The organism is Cohnella soli (assembly GCF_042655525.1).
In the GTDB taxonomy this organism is placed as follows: Bacteria; Bacillota; Bacilli; order Paenibacillales; family Paenibacillaceae; genus Cohnella; species Cohnella soli.
Genome location: NZ_JBHSMI010000010.1, coordinates 53,331 through 73,356, shown reverse-complemented (window position 1 = coordinate 73,356; position 20,026 = coordinate 53,331). Strand labels below are relative to the sequence as shown.

General features: G+C 51.2%; 17 protein-coding genes, 2 tRNA genes and 2 rRNA genes. 20 read left to right on the top strand and 1 reads right to left on the bottom strand.

Annotated elements, in window-relative coordinates; translation table 11 throughout:
- From ACFPOF_RS05935 to ACFPOF_RS05840, 20 genes are all read left to right on the top strand, one after another.
- A 23S ribosomal RNA gene (locus ACFPOF_RS05935) occupies positions 1-85 on the top strand; the annotation flags it as partial.
- 95 nt (positions 86-180) lie between these two features.
- A 5S ribosomal RNA gene (rrf, locus tag ACFPOF_RS05930) occupies positions 181-297 on the top strand.
- 625 nt (positions 298-922) lie between these two features.
- Positions 923-2,182, top strand: a complete 1,260-nt coding sequence (locus tag ACFPOF_RS05925; RefSeq protein ID WP_378130570.1) for a putative glycoside hydrolase — start codon at positions 923-925, stop codon at positions 2,180-2,182.
- Between the two features lie 151 nt (positions 2,183-2,333).
- Entirely contained in the window at positions 2,334-3,791 is a 1,458-nt protein-coding gene (gene guaB, locus ACFPOF_RS05920; protein ID WP_378130568.1) for an IMP dehydrogenase, read from the top strand.
- Between the two features lie 150 nt (positions 3,792-3,941).
- Positions 3,942-5,279, top strand: coding sequence for a D-alanyl-D-alanine carboxypeptidase family protein (locus ACFPOF_RS05915; RefSeq protein WP_378130566.1), 1,338 nt, complete (start codon positions 3,942-3,944; stop codon positions 5,277-5,279).
- A gap of 94 nt (positions 5,280-5,373) precedes the next feature.
- Positions 5,374-6,255, top strand: a complete 882-nt coding sequence (pdxS, locus tag ACFPOF_RS05910) for a pyridoxal 5'-phosphate synthase lyase subunit PdxS (RefSeq protein ID WP_378130564.1) — start codon at positions 5,374-5,376, stop codon at positions 6,253-6,255.
- A gap of 137 nt (positions 6,256-6,392) precedes the next feature.
- On the top strand, positions 6,393-6,983 hold the full coding sequence (gene pdxT, locus ACFPOF_RS05905) for a pyridoxal 5'-phosphate synthase glutaminase subunit PdxT (protein WP_378130562.1): 591 nt from the start codon (positions 6,393-6,395) through the stop codon (positions 6,981-6,983).
- Positions 6,970-8,250, top strand: a complete 1,281-nt coding sequence (serS, locus tag ACFPOF_RS05900; protein ID WP_378130560.1) for a serine--tRNA ligase — start codon at positions 6,970-6,972, stop codon at positions 8,248-8,250. Before pdxT ends, serS begins: the two co-directional genes overlap by 14 nt.
- Before the next feature lie 136 nt (positions 8,251-8,386).
- A tRNA-Ser gene (locus ACFPOF_RS05895) sits at positions 8,387-8,475 on the top strand.
- 728 nt (positions 8,476-9,203) lie between these two features.
- Positions 9,204-10,502, top strand: coding sequence for an MBOAT family O-acyltransferase (locus ACFPOF_RS05890; protein ID WP_378130558.1), 1,299 nt, complete (start codon positions 9,204-9,206; stop codon positions 10,500-10,502).
- Positions 10,503-10,520: 18 nt separating this feature from the next.
- A complete protein-coding gene (locus tag ACFPOF_RS05885) occupies positions 10,521-11,816 on the top strand; it encodes a DHHW family protein (RefSeq protein WP_378130556.1) in 1,296 nt (431 codons plus the stop codon).
- 219 nt (positions 11,817-12,035) lie between these two features.
- A complete protein-coding gene (locus ACFPOF_RS05880) occupies positions 12,036-14,105 on the top strand; it encodes an S-layer homology domain-containing protein (RefSeq protein ID WP_378130554.1) in 2,070 nt (689 codons plus the stop codon).
- Positions 14,106-14,248: 143 nt separating this feature from the next.
- On the top strand, positions 14,249-14,596 hold the full coding sequence (locus tag ACFPOF_RS05875; RefSeq protein WP_378130552.1) for a hypothetical protein: 348 nt from the start codon (positions 14,249-14,251) through the stop codon (positions 14,594-14,596).
- Between the two features lie 14 nt (positions 14,597-14,610).
- Positions 14,611-14,787: a hypothetical protein gene (locus tag ACFPOF_RS05870; RefSeq protein ID WP_378130550.1), complete on the top strand. Its 177-nt coding sequence runs from the start codon at positions 14,611-14,613 to the stop codon at positions 14,785-14,787.
- Positions 14,788-14,802: 15 nt separating this feature from the next.
- Positions 14,803-14,955, top strand: coding sequence for a small acid-soluble spore protein P (locus tag ACFPOF_RS05865; RefSeq protein ID WP_378130548.1), 153 nt, complete (start codon positions 14,803-14,805; stop codon positions 14,953-14,955).
- 142 nt (positions 14,956-15,097) lie between these two features.
- A complete protein-coding gene (locus tag ACFPOF_RS05860) occupies positions 15,098-16,003 on the top strand; it encodes a YitT family protein (RefSeq protein WP_378130546.1) in 906 nt (301 codons plus the stop codon).
- 123 nt (positions 16,004-16,126) lie between these two features.
- Positions 16,127-17,257: a hypothetical protein gene (locus tag ACFPOF_RS05855; RefSeq protein WP_378130544.1), complete on the top strand. Its 1,131-nt coding sequence runs from the start codon at positions 16,127-16,129 to the stop codon at positions 17,255-17,257.
- Between the two features lie 216 nt (positions 17,258-17,473).
- On the top strand, positions 17,474-18,637 hold the full coding sequence (locus ACFPOF_RS05850; RefSeq protein ID WP_378130542.1) for a MalY/PatB family protein: 1,164 nt from the start codon (positions 17,474-17,476) through the stop codon (positions 18,635-18,637).
- An 88-nt stretch (positions 18,638-18,725) separates the two neighbouring features.
- Positions 18,726-18,932, top strand: coding sequence for a hypothetical protein (locus tag ACFPOF_RS05845; protein ID WP_378130540.1), 207 nt, complete (start codon positions 18,726-18,728; stop codon positions 18,930-18,932).
- Complete coding sequence (locus ACFPOF_RS05840; protein ID WP_378130538.1) at positions 18,929-19,180, top strand: YolD-like family protein; 252 nt, start codon at positions 18,929-18,931, stop codon at positions 19,178-19,180. The genes ACFPOF_RS05845 and ACFPOF_RS05840 overlap by 4 nt, the downstream gene beginning before the upstream one ends.
- 554 nt (positions 19,181-19,734) lie before the next feature.
- On the opposite strand, the gene ACFPOF_RS05835 is transcribed toward ACFPOF_RS05840, so the two are convergent.
- Positions 19,735-19,810, bottom strand: a tRNA-Arg gene (locus ACFPOF_RS05835).
- Between the last annotated feature and the right edge of the window lie 216 nt (positions 19,811-20,026).

Sequence of the window (20,026 nt, the reverse complement as noted above, 5' to 3'; positions counted from 1 at the left end):
GAAGAACACCAGGTTGATAGGCTCGAGGTGGAAGCGCAGCAATGTGTGGAGCTGACGAGTACTAATCGGTCGAGGGCTTATCCTACAACAGTTTCACACATGTTAAACGCCGGATACTTCTTCAATAACGCTTTGTTTCGCTTCCAGTTTTCAAGGCGCAAGCTTTGACTCATCAGTTGGTCTGGTGGTAATGGCGGAGGGGTTCCACGCGTACCCATCCCGAACACGACCGTTAAGCCCTCCAGCGCCGATGGTACTTGGACCGCAGGGTCCTGGGAGAGTAGGACGCCGCCAGGCTGATGATTTACTGAAAAGCACCCGTGAGGGTGCTTTTTTTGTTTGCTGACGTAGGGGTACTCGCGATTTCCTCGCCGGAAGGACATGGTACTCGCGGATTCCTCGTTGGAAGGGCATGTTCGACCACTTGTGGCATGTCTTCATGGAAAAGTCCATTAAAACAGCACCCTAACAGGTGAAACGATCGGCGTTCATGGAAAAGTCCATTACAAATTGCCGATTGAGCGGGTTTAGCCTCCTGTACCCTCGAAATAACTGTACATATCCATTAACGCGCCTCCTCCACGGTACGAAAGAGACCAACTTACTGGATTTTTCCATGAAGCGCACCGCAACGCTCGGATTGACCCACCTCCTCTCAAACAACAGACTCCATCTTGCTCACCAAGCAGGCTCCGAGCGCCGAGTTACTTACTCTCACGCACCATCTCGTCCACAAACTAGACTCCGACCCCAAGTTATTTACTCTCACGCTAACAGGTCTTTTCCACAAAGCAACCTACCCCTGATAATTCTGACTGACGAAGGAAAAAGCGCCAGCGCTCCCAGAAAGTCAGACGAGGCGCGAAATGATGGCCTGTAAACACTACCGTAACACGGCTAACGTTTACGGGAGGAATGCTCCATGTCAGTCCGAAGTTGTTCGATCCGTTCGAAGCGATTGCGCGTTATTTCCTTGATGATTGTTGTTGTCTTGACGACTGTTTGGGTTGCAGGCTGTTCGTCCGATAACCCGGGAGCCATGAGGAAGCAAAGCGTAGCTGATTCCGGATCAACCAGAGTTCCGCAGAAATTATCTCCAGATCCTACCCCAACCGAAAAGCCGACACAGAGCGCGACGAAATCAAGCAAAGACGACAATGTACCAGTTACGCTGTCATCTTCGAAGCAACCGGTAAGAGCCATTTATGTCACATCACATGTCGTCAACGGCAGCAGACTCCGGCAATTGATCGACCTCGTCAAGACGACGGAGTTGAACGCGATGGTCGTCGACGTGAATAGCGGCGTTTCGTTGGTTGCGCCAACTCGAAGCGGCAATAAAGCGGATTATACGACACTGACGTGGTCGGATCGGAAGTCTGCGCTCCATTTTAGACAGACAATTAAACAATTGAAGAACGAGGGAATTTACTTAATTGCGCGTATCGTTACGTTCAAGAACCCGGAATTGGCGAAGGCCATGCCGTCGTGGGCCATTAAGCGCAAGGACGGCTCCGTATGGCGGGACCGCAGCGGCACGCCTTGGATTGATCCGTATAAGCAGGAAGCCTGGGAATATTCGCTGGCGCTCGCCGAGAAAGCGGCTGAACTCGGGTTCGATGAAGTGCAGTACGATTACGTGCGTTTTCCAGAGAATGCAGCTCAAGTCGACAAAATCGTCGCATACGCAAACGGTGGAGGCTGGAACAAAAGTGATGCCATTCGCAAATTTTTACACCGGGCCAACGTGAGAGCACACAAACATGGCGCGCGCGTGTCTGCGGATGTCTTCGGCATGGTCGGATCGTCCGATGACGACATGGGGATCGGCCAGAAATGGGATGCCATTGCGCCAGAGGTCGATATGATCTCACCGATGATTTATCCTTCCCATTATTCCAAGGGCATGTGGGGCATCGACCATCCTGATCTGCGCCCGGGAGCGATTATCGCTCACGCTCTGAAGGATGCGGACAAGCGCAATCGGCGTTTGAACGAAAAGGGAATCAAGACTGCCGCAGTGCGTCCTTGGTTGCAGGGTTTCACTGCTGGCTGGGTGCATCCTCACCAGAAATATGACGAGAAACAGATCCGGGAACAGATCGTCGCCGCGAGCAAGGCGGGAATCAACTCCTACATGTTATGGAACGCATCTTGCAAGTATCCGAGATTTACCACATAAAGAGTGTTATTCCTTAACCGCAAAAAGGTTGATTTAATGCGGTTTCAGCGCCCCTGTTATGCTTGACAGTCCGTTACCGCCTCTGCTAAGATTGACGATAATTAATCGGAGACATTAGCCGGCAGGTCCGGCAATAAGGGGGTAATTCGTTTTGTGGCAAACGAAATTCGCCAAAGAAGGGCTTACATTTGACGACGTGCTGCTTGTTCCACGCAAATCTTCCATTCTTCCCAGGGACGTAGACGTATCAACGGTGCTTAGCCCTTCGGTCAAGCTGAATATTCCGCTGATTAGCGCGGGGATGGACACGGTCACGGAATCGGCTTTGGCGATCGCAATCGCTCGTGAGGGCGGAATCGGGATCATCCATAAAAACATGTCGGTCGCGCAACAGGCGGAAGAAGTTGATCGGGTCAAGCGGTCGGAGAGCGGCGTTATTACGAATCCGTTCTCGCTGACACCGGATCATCACGTATACGATGCCGAAGAATTGATGGGCAAATATCGTATTTCGGGCGTTCCGATCGTCGACAATGACGGCAAATTGGTCGGTATTCTCACGAACCGCGACTTACGTTTCGTTCATGATTTTTCTATCAAAATCAAAGATGTAATGACAAGCGAAGAGCTTGTAACTGCCCCAGTCGGCACGACGCTGCAACAGGCAGAAGGCATTCTGCAACGTCACAAGATCGAGAAGCTTCCGCTCGTGGACGAGACGAACACGCTGAAGGGGCTTATTACGATCAAGGATATCGAGAAAGCTATTCAGTTCCCGAACGCGGCCAAAGACCGTCACGGACGTCTTCTGGTCGGCGCAGCAGTCGGCGTATCGAAAGATACGTTCGAGCGGACCGAAGCACTTGTGAATGCAGGCATCGATGCGCTTGTCGTTGATTCCGCGCACGGCCACCACATCGACATTGTATCGATGGTTCGCAAATTGCGCGAGAAATATCCGGATCTGACGATTATCGCGGGCAACGTCGCAACGGGAGAAGCGACGCGCGATTTGATCGAAGCTGGCGCATCCGTCGTCAAAGTCGGCATCGGCCCGGGTTCAATCTGCACGACTCGTATTATCGCGGGTATCGGCGTACCGCAGATTACGGCGATTTACGACTGTGCCTCCGTGGCACGTGAATATAATGTTCCGATTATCGCTGACGGCGGTATCAAATATTCCGGCGAGATCACGAAAGCGATCGGCGCGGGCGCGAGCGTTGTTATGCTTGGCAGTTTGTTCGCCGGCACGGAAGAGAGCCCAGGCGAAGCGGAGATCTACCAAGGCCGCCGCTATAAGTCTTACAGGGGCATGGGTTCGATCGGTGCGATGAAGGAAGGCAGCAAGGACCGTTACTTCCAAGAGAATGAGAGCAAGCTCGTTCCTGAAGGTATCGAAGGCCGTATCGCTTACAAAGGTCCGTTAAAGGATACGATCCACCAACTTCTTGGCGGCCTTCGTTCCGGTATGGGCTACTGCGGAACGGCTTCGATCGAGGAATTGAAGAACGACACGCAATTCGTTCGCATTACCGGAGCAGGGCTTCGCGAGAGCCATCCTCACGACGTTCAGATTACGAAGGAAGCGCCTAACTACTCCCTATAATCGAATGTTTTACAGTCAATGAAATATTGCCATTATGAGAATGGTTAAAAAGAGCCGAAGGGAGGAAAACATCCGACCTTCGGCTTTTTCCTTGCGGACGTCGTATGTTACAATAGGGCGGTGTTATTTTATCGAAAAGGGGAGAATGCGTTGAATCGCAATGTTCTGAAATCCACTATGAAAGCATTCATCACAAAGCGGTTCGTCGCCGCTGTCGTCCTATTCCATCTTATTGCTTTGTACGGTTTGTCCTCCGTCGCTTCGGCTGCGGATGCGGCTTTTGCCCCTCCCCAGTTAAATGCCAAATCTGCGATTCTGATGGATTCCGAAACCGGGCAAATTTTATATCAATTGGATGCAGATAAGCCTCTTCCACCTGCAAGTATGTCGAAAATGATGACCGAATATCTCGTGTCGAGAGCTGTCAAACAAGGCCAATTGTCGTGGGATGATAAGGTAACGGTCGGAGAAAACGCGGCAAAACAAATCGGTAGCCGTATTCTTCTCGCGCAAGGGGATCAACATACGCTTAAGGAACTCTATATCGCAATGGCCGTATACTCGGCGAATGACGCGACAGTACAGCTCGCAGAGCAAGTGGCAGGCACCGAAGAAGCGTTCGTTAAGATGATGAACGACACGGCTGTTGAGCTGGGCATGAAAGATTCTCATTTCGTGAATGCGACTGGCCTCGATCGCGCCGATATGCCGGAGAGATTCCGCCCGGCGGCCGAAGGGGAGACGCTGATGTCCGCCAAGGACGCGGCTACACTCGCCTACCACATCATTAAAGAAGAACCTGAGTTTCTGGAAACGGCCAAAATCCAGGAGTACAAGTTCCGTCCTCGCGATAAGGAACCGATGAAAAACTGGAACTGGATGCTCGGTTCCAATAAGAATAATCCAACGTTAAAGAAATTCGCTTATGAAGGCGTAGACGGTCTGAAAACCGGGCATACCAGTAGCGCGGGCAACTGCTTTACCGGGACCGCGCTTCGCAATGGCACGCGTCTTATCGCGGTCGTCATGGGCGTTCCGGGCGGGTTGAACGACGGCAAGCGCTTCTTGGAGACAGCGAAGTTGTTCGATTACGGTTTCCACGGTTTCGAGAAGAAAACGGTCGTGCAAGCGAAATCGATCATCAAGGACCACGAGACGCTTAAAGTGAAAAAAGGCAAATCGAAATCTGTTCCTGTCGTAACGGCAACCGATGTGACGATCATGGCACCGAAAGGCGCTGTCATCGAGCCGGTTGTACAAGAAGTAAAGAGCGTACAGGATCCGCTTGTCGCCCCGATTAAACTCGGAGACAAAGTCGGCACGGCGACTTATAAATACAAAGACCCTTCCACTCAAGAGGAGAAGACGATTACGATCGACCTTCTTTCGTCCGAAGAAGTAAGCAAAGCCAGCTGGTGGAGGTTGCTGTTCCGCGCGATCGGCAATTTCTTCTCGGGATTGTTCCACGGGATCGTGAATCTTTTCTAAACGCAGAAGGTATGACATTTCCGACTCAATAGGTTGTCTATTCCTCGCTTATCATGTAAAATTTATGTTTAGAATCTTCGGGAGGCTTGTGAATATGGAAACGGGAACTTCGAGAGTTAAACGCGGCATGGCCGAAATGCAAAAAGGCGGCGTTATCATGGACGTTATGAGCGCCGAGCAAGCGAAAATCGCGGAAGCGGCGGGCGCAACGGCAGTTATGGCGCTGGAACGCGTACCGTCGGACATTCGAGCAGCAGGCGGCGTCGCTCGTATGGCGAACCCTGAGCTTGTCGAACAAGTCATGAAAGTTGTCAGCATTCCAGTTATGGCGAAAGCACGGATTGGTCACTATGTCGAAGCTCGCGTATTGGAGTCGCTTGGCGTCGACTATATCGACGAAAGCGAAGTGCTCACTCCGGCTGACGAAGTGTACCATTTGGACAAAAGCGAATTTACGATTCCTTTCGTCTGCGGCGCGAAAGACCTTGGAGAGGCGCTTCGCCGTATCCAAGAGGGCGCATCCATGCTTCGCACGAAGGGCGAGCCGGGAACGGGCAACATCGTAGAAGCTGTTCGTCATATGCGGTTGATCAACAGCCAAATTCGCAAGGTGCAAAACCAATCGAAGGACGAGCTGTACAACGAAGCGAAAGTACTCGGAGTGCCTTACGACCTGTTGCTGAACATCCACGAGACGGGACGTCTTCCGGTCGTTAACTTCGCTGCGGGCGGCGTTGCGACTCCTTCCGACGCGGCGCTTATGATGCATTTGGGCGCAGACGGCGTTTTTGTCGGTTCCGGTATTTTCAAATCCGACAGCCCTGAGAAATTCGCGCGCGCGATCGTCGAAGCGACGACTCACTTCACGGATTACGCGTTGATCGCACGTGTATCCAAAGATCTGGGCGAGCCGATGAAAGGTATCGACATCAAACAATTGCACGCTTCCGAGCGGATGCAAGATCGCGGTCTGTAAGCCGCTCTTGCCTGTCGGAGAAACGGGTAAGCGGTTAGTATAGAATCGTAACGAAGCGGCTTCCTTCTGGCATAGCACAATGCCGAAGGGGGCCGCTTGAGATATTTTATAACGAGCATGGGAAGAGGGAACGGCGAATGAACATCGGAGTATTGGCGCTGCAAGGGGCGGTCGCCGAACATATACGCAGCATCGAGTTGGCCGGAGCAAAGGGCGTACCTGTGAAACGGGTCGAGCAACTGGCGGAGATCGACGGTCTGATCATTCCCGGAGGCGAAAGCACGACGATCGGAAAGCTGATGCGCAAGTACGAATTCATGGAGCCGATCCGAAACTTCGCTGCGGAAGGAAAGCCCGTATTCGGCACATGCGCGGGGTTGATCGTACTCGCGGATCGGTTGGAGGGCGATGAGGAACCGCATCTTCGGCTGATGAATATGAAGGTGGCGCGTAACGCATTCGGCCGCCAGCGCGAAAGCTTCGAGACCGACTTGGATGTCAAAGGTATCGACACACCTCTGCGGGCTGTCTTTATCCGTGCGCCACTTATTACGGAAGTGGGCGACAACGTAGATGTGTTGTCGGTATATAAAGGGGAGATCGTGACGGCAAGGCAGGGCAACTTGCTCGCGTCTTCCTACCACCCCGAGCTGACGGACGATTATCGTCTGCACGAACTGTTCATTCGCATGGCCAAGGAGAGGGGAACTTCGCATGTTGGACATTAAATTGCTACGTCACGACTACGAGAAAGTCGAGCAGGCGTTACGCAATCGCAACGCATCGCCCGATTTGATCGCAGAATTCCCGAAGCTGGACGTCTCGCGCCGGGAGAAGTTGACGGAAAGCGAGCAACTTAAAAATCGCCGTAACGTCGTCTCGCAAGAAGTTGCGAAGCTGAAGAAAAGCGGAGAGAATGCAGACGATCTGATCGTCGAAATGCGTGCGGCTGGCGACCGGATCAAGCTGCTCGACGACGAGATTCGCGAGATCGACGTCGAGATGGAACAACTGCTGCTGTCGATCCCGAACGTGCCTCACGAGAGCGTACCGGTCGGCAAGTCCGAAGAAGATAATGTCGTTCTGCGTGTGGTTGGCGAACCGACCTCGTTCGACTTCGAACCGAAGGCGCATTTCGAACTGGGCACGTCGCTTGGCATAATGGATTTCGAAGCAGCTTCGAAAGTAACGGGTTCGCGTTTCGTGTTCTACAAAGGGCTTGGAGCGCGTCTTGAGCGGGCGCTTATCAACTTCATGATGGATCTCCATGCCGACCAGCATGGCTACGATGAGATTCTTCCGCCGTATATCGTCAATCGCGACAGCCTCGTCGGCACGTCACAATTGCCGAAATTCTCTGAAGATCTGTTCAAGATCGAGGGTACGGATTACTTTCTCATTCCAACGGCGGAAGTGCCAGTTACGAATTTTCACCGGGAAGAAATTCTGGCGGCCGACGCGTTGCCGCAGGCGTTCGTTGCTTTCAGCGCGTGTTTCCGCTCCGAAGCGGGTGCGGCTGGACGGGATACGCGCGGTCTCATTCGTCAGCATCAATTCAACAAAGTCGAGCTTGTCCAACTGGTCGCTCCGGACAAGTCCTATGAAGTGCTGGAGCAATTGACCGGCCACGCGGAACGCGTGCTTCAATTGCTGAATCTGCCTTACCGGGTGCTGGCACTCTGCACCGGCGATATGGGCTTCGGTTCGGCGAAGACGTACGATCTCGAAGTGTGGCTGCCGAGCGCGGGCACGTACCGCGAGATCTCGTCGTGTACGAACTTTGAAGATTTCCAAGCCCGCAGAGCAGGCATTCGCTACCGTCCGGAAGCGGGCGCGAAGCCGGAGTTCGTGCATACGCTGAACGGATCGGGGCTTGCCCTCGGTCGCACGGTCGCAGCGATAATCGAGAACTATCAGCAAGCCGACGGTACGATCGTTGTACCGGAAGCGCTCCGGCCTTATATGGGCGGCACAGCTGTGATCGCTCCTCGCTAAGTCGATTGGTACGGGGGAAGATAAAATCGGCAGCGAAAGCGTTAAGGCTTGAACTCGTGCTTTCGGTTATGATATGATATCTTGGCAGTCGCGGGACTTGACTCGGCATTCGCCGAAGTAGCCCGCCGCCAAGCATGGAGAGATACCGAAGCGGTCATAACGGGGCGGTCTTGAAAACCGTTAGGGTGCAAGCCCACGTGGGTTCGAATCCCACTCTCTCCGCCAAAAATTAATAATCTGCGATTAAGGGCGTCGAGTGGGATGAGAACGGGCCGTAAAGCGGACATGCCATAAGGCATGTTCGTAGGCCCCGGCGTGATAGTCGCGTTATAGAAGCAACCGTACTAACTAGCACGGTTGCCGTAGCGACGGAGCGAATCCCACTCTCTCCGCCATACGAAAAAAATGAGCCGATTCCTGAAAAGGAATCGGTTTTTTTGCGTATGGCGAAGTGGGATTCGAACGGGCCGTAAAGCGGACATGCCATAAGGCATGTTCGTAGGCCCCGGCGTGATAGTCGCGATATGGAAGCAGCCGTACTAACTAGTACGGCTGCAGTAGCGACGGAGCGAATCCCACTCTCTCCGCCATACGAAAAAAACGAGCCGATTCCTGAAAGGAATCGGTTTTTTGCGTATGGCGAAGTGGGATTCGAACGGGCCGTAAAGCGGACATGCCATAAGGCATGTTCGTAGGCCCCGGCGTGCTAGTCGCGTTATAGAAGCAACCGTACTGACTAGTACGGTTGCTGTAGCGACGGAGCGAATCCCACTCTCTCCGCCATACGAATCTCCTTTTATTCCCAGAATTTATGTGATAAAATACAAAGATCTTGTCTAAGGAGGATTCTTTTGGTATTTTCAAGTATCCTTTTTTTATATCTTTTCTTTCCATTACTATTATTCGTTTATTTTGTTGTGCCGAAGACCTCTATCCGCAATTGGATCTTGATCATGTTTTCTTTCGCCTTTTACGCATGGGGAGAACCGCTATGGGTATTTCTGTTAGTCTCGGTTTCGCTGTTAGGTTATCTGGTATCCCTATTCATTGCTAGGCATCGTGGAACCGCGAAGGGTAAGTTTGTATACATACTATCGATCTGCTTCATCATCGCAGTGCTTGGATATTTCAAATATACGGATTTCTTGATCGATAATGTGAATGAGTGGTTTGGCCTCGGAGCGGCACGTCCGAACATCGCCCTTCCAATCGGCATTTCTTTCTTCACATTCGAGATTATCTGCTACATGACCGATGTCTATAAAGGCACCATACAAGCTCCTCGTTCGCCGATGAAGATGCTCCTCTACGTATCTTTTTTTCCACACCTGATTGCAGGGCCGATTATTCGTTTTACCGATATCGAGGCGCAGATGGACAACCGCAAGATTTCTTTGGCCAACTTTAGCCAGGGGGTCACCCGATTCGTCATTGGACTAGGCAAGAAAGTCATTCTTGCTAACTCTGTAGGCGAGATTGTGCCAAATCTCATCGGCTCCGATAGTTCGAATTCGTTCCTCGGAGTCTGGTTCGGCGTCTGTCTGTACGCCTTGCAAATTTATTTCGATTTCTCGGGCTACTCCGATATGGCGGTTGGTCTTGGCAAAATGTTCGGGTTTACATTGAAGGAGAATTTCAATTATCCGTACATTTCAAAGTCGGCTGGTGATTTCTGGCGCAGATGGAACATCTCGCTCGGCGGGTTTTTCCGCGACTATGTCTATATACCGCTCGGTGGCAATCGTAAGCGCATGGTCCGTAATCTGTTCGTCGTCTGGTTCTTGACGGGGCTCTGGCATGGCGCGAACTGGAATTTCATCATTTGGGGGCTCTATTACGGCACGTTGATTCTGCTGGAGAGGCTCTTTCTTCAGAAATGGTTGGAGCGATTGCCTGCCTTTGTCTCGCATATATACCTTCTCGGCTTGATGCTGATCGGTTGGGTTTGGTTCTATTTCACCGACCTGAGCCAAGCATGGACCACGCTGAAGATCATGTTCGGATTCGAATATCGACCTTTCATCACGCCAGATTCGTTCATCTTCATTCGTGAGAACATTTCTCTGTTTATCGTTGCCGCGGTTGCCGCTACCCCACTCATGAAACATCTCGTAAAGAGACTTGCCGCGTACCGACCAGCAGGAGTGCTCGTCTCGTATGCCGGACCGATCTACAACTTCATCGTTCTGGCCATATCGACCGTGTTATTGGTTGGCAGCACATATAATCCCTTCCTGTATTATCGATTCTAATTAAAGGAGCGTTTCCAATTGCAGACTCGCCATTATCGATGGAATATTGCACTTTTCATTATTCCGATCGCCATCATGGCTGTCCTTAACCTGACGAAAATGGACGGCAAAGCGCAAGTGTCCGAGATGGAGAAAAGGAAACCTCAGGTATGGCCTTCATTTTCGATTGACAAGTTGATTAATGACAGTCTGTTAAAAGAATACGACAACTATTTTTCTGATCATTTTGCTTTCCGGAATGCGTTCGTCGAGCTCGGTATGTCCATGAAGGAACTGAAAGGAACCAAAGGCTCCGACGGCGTCTCACTTGTGATTAACAAGGGCGGTGACAACACGAGTGAAGGGGAGAAAAGGAGCAGCGATCCCGAGACGGTTCCCGCGATGGGAACTTCGGAATCGGGTGACGATGACGGCGTAGTCGTTTCTGCCAAGGCGTCGAAATATTTGATCATCTCGGATCGCGCGATGCTGTTGTACCAATATTCCTCCGCGAGTGCGGAAGCCTACGCCAAGGCGATCAATCACCTCCAAAGCATGATTGACCCGTCTGTCCGCGTTTACTCGATGCTCATACCGTCGCAGGTTGAATTCGTAGAGTCTGAGGATTTACGCAAACTGTCCGATTCTGAGAAGCAAGCTTTTGATCATGTTTACGAGTCATTGAACAAGCCCATAAGATCTGTCCCCGCGTATACTAATGTTGAGGCCCATAAGAAGGAGTACGTCTATTTCCGAACCGACCATCACTGGACAGCGCTCGGCGCCTATTACGGATATGAAGCGCTTGTGCAAACGATGGGATTCAAACCGGTGCCTCTGAGCGCATACAAACAGCGGGAGTATTCCGAGTTTCTGGGAACCGCGTACGCCGCAACGCTAAACGCTGGGATGAAAAATCATCCAGATACAGTTACGACATACCAACCGTACGTGGAGCACGAATACATGGTTTATCAAGACGGAGTTCTCGGTGTGAAGAAGATGCTGGTCGAAGACAAGCTTCCTGCGGATGGCCGCGGGGGCTACGCCGTTTTCCTCGGTGGAGATTTCACTATGAGCCGGATCACGACGGAAATCAAAAATGGCAAGAAACTGATGTTGATCAAAGATTCCTACGCCAACGCACTCGTGCCGTTCCTGCTTCCTCATTTCCAAGAAATCGAGATCGTTGATCCTCGGTATTTCAAAGGGAATTTGGTGTCGGAAATCAATAATAGCGGCATTACGGACGTGCTGCTGCTCAACGGACCGGTAGTGACAACTTATAATGGCATTGCGAAGCTCATTGAAGAACGATTGTCTTTTCAATCATGAGTCTGGAAGCTTTTTTGGACAACTCCTGTTTGTTTTTCTGTGTTAAAATGAACCATAACGATTTGACAGCAGAAGATCAAACGGAGGATGACAAAAGTGCGGAGGAAACTCAAGGGTTCAGCGTCGGTATTACTATTATTATGCCTGTTTATCAGTCTATTTCCCCAAACGATATTTGCGACAAGTGCAAGTTCGGCTAAGGAATTTATTTCCTTTTCCGTGGAAGGTAATCCGGGTATCATCGATAACGTGAACCATACGATTGAGGTTAAGGTGCCTTATCGCTCTGCCGTTGATCGTATGCAAGAAATATTCGAGGTTTCGGAAGGAGCAATCGTTCTTAATCATACGAGTGAATCTACGCGCACGGATTATTCGTCCCCGAAAACATTAACAGTACAAGCCGAGGATGGCAGCCAGCAAGTTTATACGGTAACCGTTACGATCGGTCCGAGCAACGTAAAGTCCTTTCGGTCGTTTAATTTAACTGCTCCTGCGGTAACGGGACTCATTGACGAAGAGGTTTATGCGATCTTTTTGATGGTTCCTTATAGTACGGATGTAACGTCATTAAAGCCTGTTTTCACGCTGGACGATAGTGCAGCTATCGTTAAAGTAGGCAGTTCCGTGCAAACAAGCGGGGTTTCTTCTCAAAATTTCACCACCCCGGTAACCTATACGGTTACAGCACTTGATGGAAGTACAAGAGACTACATCGTTACCGTTACTCGCAGAGATCCGAGCACAGCTAAAAAAATGACATCTTTCGGATTGGTGTCGCCCAACTCGTTCGGGATTATCAATGAATCGAGTCATACGATTTCTATTACGGTTCCCTACGATACAACAATAACAAGCTTAGTGCCTACGTTCACGAGTACCGGTACGAAAGTGACGGCCGGCGGCCCGCAACCGCAACTAGTGAGCGGGGAAGGGGCGTTCGATTTCAGCCAGTCGGTTGATTTTAGCGTGTATGATGAAGCCGGCTTTTACCAAATTTATACGGTCACAGTAACCGCAGCCGCTCAAGACGCGGAAACGACCAAACAAATACAAACTTTTAGTATTGGCGGAGTGGATGGATCTGTCGACGAGGTTGCCCATACGATATCCATTGCTTTGCCTGGGTGGATCTCGCGGAACAGTATGACGGCTTCCTTTACCACGAACGGCAAATCCGTATGGATTGGGGATCAAGCTCAAACATCCGGAGTAACACTTAATGATTTTATCGCACCGGTCACTTACACAGTGGTCGCTGTAAACGGCGTGGCGCAAAATTATACTGTGACCGTCACCACTTTAAGCCCTGCGAAGGAGCTAACCTCCTTCAGCTTTGCTAATCCACAAAGTAGGGGTATCGTAAATCAGACAAAACATACGGTAGCTTTGACGGTGCCTTACGGCACGAATATCACTGCTCTGGCCCCAAGCTTCGCCATTACGGGAGCGAAAGTTATGGTTGGTGCTCAAGTGCAAGTGAGCGGCGTGACTCAACAAGATTTTACGAATCCGGTAACTTATTCGGTGTACGCTGAAGACGGAACGAAGCAGGATTATACGGTTACCGTAACGGTAGCGAGCCCTCCGATCGTGACAGGGCCGGTGCCGGAGACGCCGTCGAAACCGAAACCTCCTGTTGAAGTTTTCGCCCGAGCGATAGACGTTGCTAAGATTGAAGAGATCATAAAAGCCGAGATCGAAAAGGTAAAGACAAACCCGGTCAGCACCTCATTCTCCGATGTCAACAATCACTGGAGCAAACCGAGCATTGATATTTTAGTCAAGCTCGGGGTCGTTTCCGGTTACAAAGATGGTTCTTTCCGTCCGAATGCAAATATCACGCGCGCCGAGTTCTCCGCAATCATCGCAAGAGTGTTTCATATTGAGACGACAAACAACACGAGCCCGTTGAAGGATGTGCAAAATCACTGGGCGAACAGCGCCATTTTGGCGCTTGCGTCCAATGGTATCATTTCCGGCTACGGAGACGGCACGTTCAAACCGGATAAAACCATTTCCCGTGCGGAGATCATCGCCATCTTGAGCCACATCGTAGATCTGGCTGCACTGGAGAAGAAACAAAATATAAGCTTCAACGATATTAGTGGCGCTTGGAACGCCCAGGAAATTAACGCTGCTGCAGCTTCCGGTCTGGTCGAAGGACGCGACGCAAGCACATTTGCCCCTAACGAAACTTCAACCCGAGCTGAAGCTTTGACGATTATTTTGCGCGCGTTAAACTTAAATCCTGCCATCAAGCAGCTGTTGGATCAACTTAAAGCGTAGGCAACCAGCGCTTAGAAAACTTTAAAGAACCGTCAGGAGAGCCACCTTCAGCTCTTCTGGCGGTTCTTCTTATCCGCGCATCCAACCCTCCGACGCATAAGAACGCCTCAATAGGCCAACCTAACGGAGCGGAGGTGGAACATATGGCAAGCAATGATGAATTAGACGTTCCTCAGGAAGGCTTGGCGGAGGCGTGGCGGAACGCGCTGCCGGATTGGCTTCACGGCGGCGATCACGCCGAAGTGCGAATCGACGGGGCGGATCCAAGCGCGCTTAATGTAACAATCAGATCAGCCGGACATACGAACATGGAGTTCGACTTCGCTGTTCGTTACGTCGATAGCCGGGAAATCGATATTCAATTGACCGATGTCGAGAAGGACGGACAGACGGTGGATGAAAGGACCGACATTATCCAGCAACTGATCGGCGACTATCGGCGCCATCTGCATGAGACCGCACAAGCGCTGCATCATTATACGCATTCTTGAAGGAGGCCACGGGAGTGTCTGATTCGAACGGTTTTGCAGATAAGAACTTAAGCAACGTCGCAGAAGATTTGGAACAAACACCAGTGAACGCCCACCATGCACAGCAACTACAGCAGAAGACGAACGATCGTCGTCATCAGGACGCGCTAAATCACGACGAGTCGGCCGATTTGAACCATTTTAACTCATAGGAGGATTCGCATAGCATGAGCAAACCGAAGTCGCAGCCGGTGCCGAACCCGGAAGAGGAGCATGGCCCCCGTCATTCCACTGTCGATCAGCAGCCGGTTGAGCCGTTGTCCGGATCCAAGAAAGTGAAAAATCGGAACCACACGAAACACAATAATGCGGAAGGCTGATCCCCTTCCTTATACACTTCCCAGAATCCCGGCGATGAGCCGGGATTTTGTACGTAAAAAACCTTCCAAATTCCGTCCTTCGGTTTACCCCCCGTAAGTACATTGGTATAATGGAGTTATCGCACTCGAAGGAGGACATTACATGACCAAAGAAAACACCCTAGCCCCACCCGGCGCGAACCTGAACAAACTGCATACGAAATCAAGTCCTTGGGAAGTTGCAAGGCGCATCCTCTTCATCGTTATCGGCGCGGTGCTCGTCGCCGTTGCTTTGGAAATTTTCCTCGTCAACAACTCCATCATCGATGGAGGCATCACCGGTATTTCCATTATGTCCTCGTATTTGTCCGGAGCTAGAATCGGTATTTTCCTCTTCGTTCTCAACCTTCCTTTCCTAATCATCGGTTATCGAACAATCGGCAAAACTTTCGCGTTATCCACTTTGCTCGGCGTTGTTACCCTGTCGATTGCCACTACGCTGCTTCACCCGGTTCAACCTTTTACGGAAAACGTATTTTTGGCTGCCGTGTATGGTGGTATCTTCCTCGGTGCGGGAACGGGTATCGTTATTCGGGCGGGCGGCTCGCTAGACGGCACGGAGATCGTAGCCATCATGCTTAACCGGAAATTACCTTTCTCGGTCGGCGAGACGGTTATGTTTATCAACTTCTTCATTCTCGGAAGCGCAGGTTTCGTCTATAGCTGGGATCGTGCGATGTATTCCCTGATCGCCTATTATATCGCGTTTAAGGTTATCGATCTGACCCTCGAAGGGTTCGACGAATCGAAATCCTGCTGGATTATTAGCGATTATTACAAAGAAATCGGGGACGCGATCTCCGCTCGATTGGGACGTGGTGTAACGCTGTTGCATGGTGAGGGCGGCTACTCTGGCGAACAGAAGAAAGTGATTTTCGTCGTTATTACCCGTTTGGAAGAAACGAAGCTGAAGACGATCGTCAACGAGCTTGATCCGGGGGCGTTCCTCGCGGTCGGCAACATTCATGACGTCAAAGGCGGCAGATTTAAGAAGAAAGACATTCATTAACAATTACCCCGAAATTTTAACAAATCTTTAACACGAAAAGTCTTTTCGCGCCTGCGAAATTAAGATACAATGAACGTTGGTTCATTGACTAAAGAGGTTCATACAGGGAAGGGGTTAACTTATTTGTTTACTCGTAAAATGGGTTTCGCAATCGTTGCCGTGTTATTGTCGGTTGCGCTTGTGCTGAGCGGATGCACGAAGAGCAAATCTCCGAAAGACGCGCTTCAAGCTTCGATGTCGAAATCTACGGAGATAAAATCCTACAACTTCAAGGGTAGCTTGAAGATCGAAAACCTCGATATTCCGGAATCCGACACGTCTGATCAAAGTGCGGCTCAAGTCGCCAACATGCTGAAGAACGCCGAAGTGAGCTGGACGGGCGCTTACAAGAGCGATCCGATGATGCTCGAGCTTAACCTGAAGCTTGCGATGCAGGGCGACTTGGCGGTTACGTTTAGCATCCCTATCATCATGACCCAGGAGAAAGTATGGGTGAAGGTACCGAATATTCCGATGCTTCCGATTCCGGAAGAAGTCGTCGGCAAGTTCGTCGAACTCGACTTGAAGAAGCTTGCGGAAGACGCGGGCCAAGAAATGCCTAGCCTCGATATCGGCAAGTCGCAGCAATTCGGCAACGATTTAATGGGCATTATTTTCAAACATATCGATGAGAAGCAATATTTGTCCGACGTGAAAGCGAAGGACGCCGGCATCCCGGATAGTGTTGACGTGAAGCAAGTCGTACAATTGCACGTTGATCAGTCCCAAATCGAGCCATTCGTGAACACGGTGATCGAGAAGATCGTTCCGGATGTGTTTGACCTGTTGTCCAAGAACGAAGAATATCGCAAGCTGCTGAACGTTACCCAGGAAGATCTGGACAAGGCGAAGAAAGAAATTGCCGATACAGACAAAAATGAAATCAAAACCAGCCTGGAAGATATGAAGAAAGAACTGAAGAAACTCGACATTAAAGCGAACATCGGCATCGATAAGAAAGAATACCCTGTTTACACGGACGCGACGATCTCTGCGAAAATCGAGTCTGAAGAAATGACGGGCGGCGTAACGATTCGCATCGTATCCGAGATGTCGAACGTGAACAAAGAAGTGAAGTTCGAGAACCCGATTCCAAGCGGCGACAACGTCATTACGACGGATAAGCTGGAGGAATTGATGGGCGGCATGTTCGGCGGCATGGGCAGTTTTGACGATGGCTCTACCGACGAAGGCACAACGAACGAAAGCATGTAAACAAAGCATACGATTTACGAAGTCAGAACCTTCTCGCCCAGGCGGGGAGGTTCTTTCTTATATAGCCGGACAATGTAAACAGTTGCTGTTCCCGCAGCCCCTGTGTGATAATGGGAGCGAAGTCGGCGGGAAGTGCGGTTTATAATGCTTCTACGAAAGCTGCCAGCAATACACGGAACAAGTTACTTTTAGAATGTACAAATCGGAGGCACGCAGATGAATTACAACTTTGACGATGAAGAAGTACATTTGGCTCGTCCGGATTTCCTTAAGTGGGCGGTCGCTGACAAGCAATTTGAAGGCGAGAATTTGCTGCCGATGTGGGTGGCCGATATGGACTTTCCGGGGCCTGCGCCTGTTATTGAGGCTTTAATGAAAAGAGTCGCCATGGGCCTGTTCACCTATGCATCCGTACCGGATTCGTTGTATGAAGCGGTAGGCGGGTGGATGGAGAACCGGCATGGATGGTCGATCGAGCGGAATTGGGTCGTGTGGTCGCAGGGCGTCGTCTCCGCGCTCGCCGCAGCAGTTCGCGCGTTCACCGCACCGGGAGATCACGTCATCATCCAGCCGCCGGTGTATCCACCGTTCGCTGCAGTTGTGCAGGATCAAGGAAGAGTCGTTGTCTCGAATCCACTCAAGCTTGTCTCCGACCGTTATGAGATGGACTTCGACGACTTGGAGGACAAGCTGAGAACGACGGGAGCGCGTTTGCTCATTCTGTGTAGTCCGCATAATCCTGTCGGGCGGGTGTGGACGCAAGAAGAATTGTCGCGGCTGGCGGAGCTGTGTCAGGCGTATGATGTACTCGTCATAGCCGACGAAGTTCATTCTGACTTGATCCTTGCCGGGAACAAACATATTCCATTCGTGCTCGCTGCTCCGGATATGGCGAAACAAACGATCACTTGCGTTGCGCCGAGCAAAACGTTTAATATGGCCGGCTTGCAAATGGCGTTCACGGTCGTGCCGGATGAAGACGTACGGACAAAGCTATCGAAGGAGTTCGGGCATATTATGCCCCACCCGTTGTCTATGGCAGCCGTGGAAGCGGCCTACCGTGAAGGGGCGGAATGGCTGAGCCAATGTCTGACCTATCTGGATGGGAACGTGGAGTTCGCGATGTCGTATTTGCGCGAGCATCTGCCTCAAGCGCATGTGTCGCGTCCGGAGGCGACGTATTTGTTATGGGTGGATTGCCGGGCTTTCGGCATTGCGCCGGACAAGTTGAACGCTTATCTTGTTCAGGAAGCCAAAGTGGCCGTGGTTGACGGTGCCGGATTCGGTGAAGGAGAGGGCTTCATTCGAATTAACCTCGCGACGAGAAGGAGCCTCGTTGCCGAAGGGCTTTCGCGGATCGTAGCAGCGCTGACAAAATAGTTGCGAAGATAACAGGAACACCCCTTGTATAAGAACGTATGATCTCGTTATAATAAGAACATACGTTCCATTTCGAGGAGGATACCCAATGAGCGGAGCATCGACAATCGAGAAGTGCATCGGACGCAAGGTCGATTTGATTTACGTGGATACGAAAGGAAAGTTCTCGCAGCGCAGAGTGAACCTTTTTGCCATTCGTAACGGCAGAGCCCGCGTGTACGATCTGGATAAGCGGGGATTCCGTACGCTGTCGGTAGACCGCATCCTGACGGTTCAGGCGGTATACGCGATATGACGGAAGAGCGGTATGCGAGCAGGAGGCCGGAGGTCGGTTCCGTCGAATGGAATCACATTCTTCGCGTCTTGTTGGAGTCGCTCGGCATGCAGACTTCCGCGAAATTCCGCCTGTACGACCCGTTCGAGGATTGCGCGGTGATCGGCGTCGTGGAGCGGGTCGACCCGTACGACCGGACGTTCACCGTCGACGGCGAGCGCTTCAACCTCGCGGATATTACCGAAGCGTCGGCGGAGTATAAGGTGTAGGGGGCGGCGGTGTGCTTCATGGAAGAATCCATTAATTTGGCTTCGAGTCGAAGTGATGGGTCCGGGTTCATGGAAAAGTCCATCAAAAACCGCCGTTTGAGTGACTTGCACGCTCGTGATAGCGAAGTTACTGTAGATTTCCATTTATTCTTTTGCTTCAGGGACAAAAGGGGTAAATAACTGGACAATTCCATGAAGTGAACGATGATCGGACAAGGCTGAGCGGCAGAGACGTCTGCGACCAAACAAAGCGGCAGGGCACAGTGCCTGCCGCTTTGTTTGGTCAATAGGCTTGTGCTTCCTTCCTAAGTTCATTAGGCGCGAAGGGCATGGCAAGCGCGGGAGCGAGCCCAATTCGAAGTCCATGCGGTAGACAATTCCGCGCACCTGAACCCCTTCTACGGCAGACACGACCAGATGCCATCCAGCACGTTAAGGGACGCTCCACTTGAGGGGGGGATCGTGGCAATACAAAAAGGGACTAAAAACGACACTTTAACATCCCCGCAAAAATAAAAAAACCCCATTCAATCAAGGGTTTTCGACTTGTTAACTGGCGGCCCCGAGATGAATCGAACATCCGACACCACGTTTAGGAAACGTGTGCTCTATCCGCTGAGCTACGGGGCCACAGCAGTAATCATTATAGCACACCCTGCCCCTTGGAGCCAAAAGGAATTTACGCCGTTCTAGATGGATTCATGGATGCCCGTGCTAATCTACAATATCATGAGAAGCTTATACTGATTCGCACCGACACGAATAGAGAGGCAGCCCTACACGTCCAATAGTAGACGGGAGGGCTGCCGCGAATACCCGCGCAGCCCGTTACCAGTCTGCCCGCCA

Coding starts and splice junctions, on each gene's coding strand:
- ACFPOF_RS05850 (WP_378130542.1), top strand. CDS start 17,474: ATGAATTACAACTTTGACGATGAAGAAGTACATTTGGCTCGTCCGGAT.
- ACFPOF_RS05925 (WP_378130570.1), top strand. CDS start 923: ATGTCAGTCCGAAGTTGTTCGATCCGTTCGAAGCGATTGCGCGTTATT.
- ACFPOF_RS05865 (WP_378130548.1), top strand. CDS start 14,803: ATGAGCAAACCGAAGTCGCAGCCGGTGCCGAACCCGGAAGAGGAGCAT.
- ACFPOF_RS05860 (WP_378130546.1), top strand. CDS start 15,098: ATGACCAAAGAAAACACCCTAGCCCCACCCGGCGCGAACCTGAACAAA.
- serS (WP_378130560.1), top strand. CDS start 6,970: ATGTTGGACATTAAATTGCTACGTCACGACTACGAGAAAGTCGAGCAG.
- pdxS (WP_378130564.1), top strand. CDS start 5,374: ATGGAAACGGGAACTTCGAGAGTTAAACGCGGCATGGCCGAAATGCAA.
- ACFPOF_RS05875 (WP_378130552.1), top strand. CDS start 14,249: ATGGCAAGCAATGATGAATTAGACGTTCCTCAGGAAGGCTTGGCGGAG.
- ACFPOF_RS05890 (WP_378130558.1), top strand. CDS start 9,204: ATGTTTTCTTTCGCCTTTTACGCATGGGGAGAACCGCTATGGGTATTT.
- ACFPOF_RS05840 (WP_378130538.1), top strand. CDS start 18,929: ATGACGGAAGAGCGGTATGCGAGCAGGAGGCCGGAGGTCGGTTCCGTC.
- pdxT (WP_378130562.1), top strand. CDS start 6,393: ATGAACATCGGAGTATTGGCGCTGCAAGGGGCGGTCGCCGAACATATA.
- ACFPOF_RS05845 (WP_378130540.1), top strand. CDS start 18,726: ATGAGCGGAGCATCGACAATCGAGAAGTGCATCGGACGCAAGGTCGAT.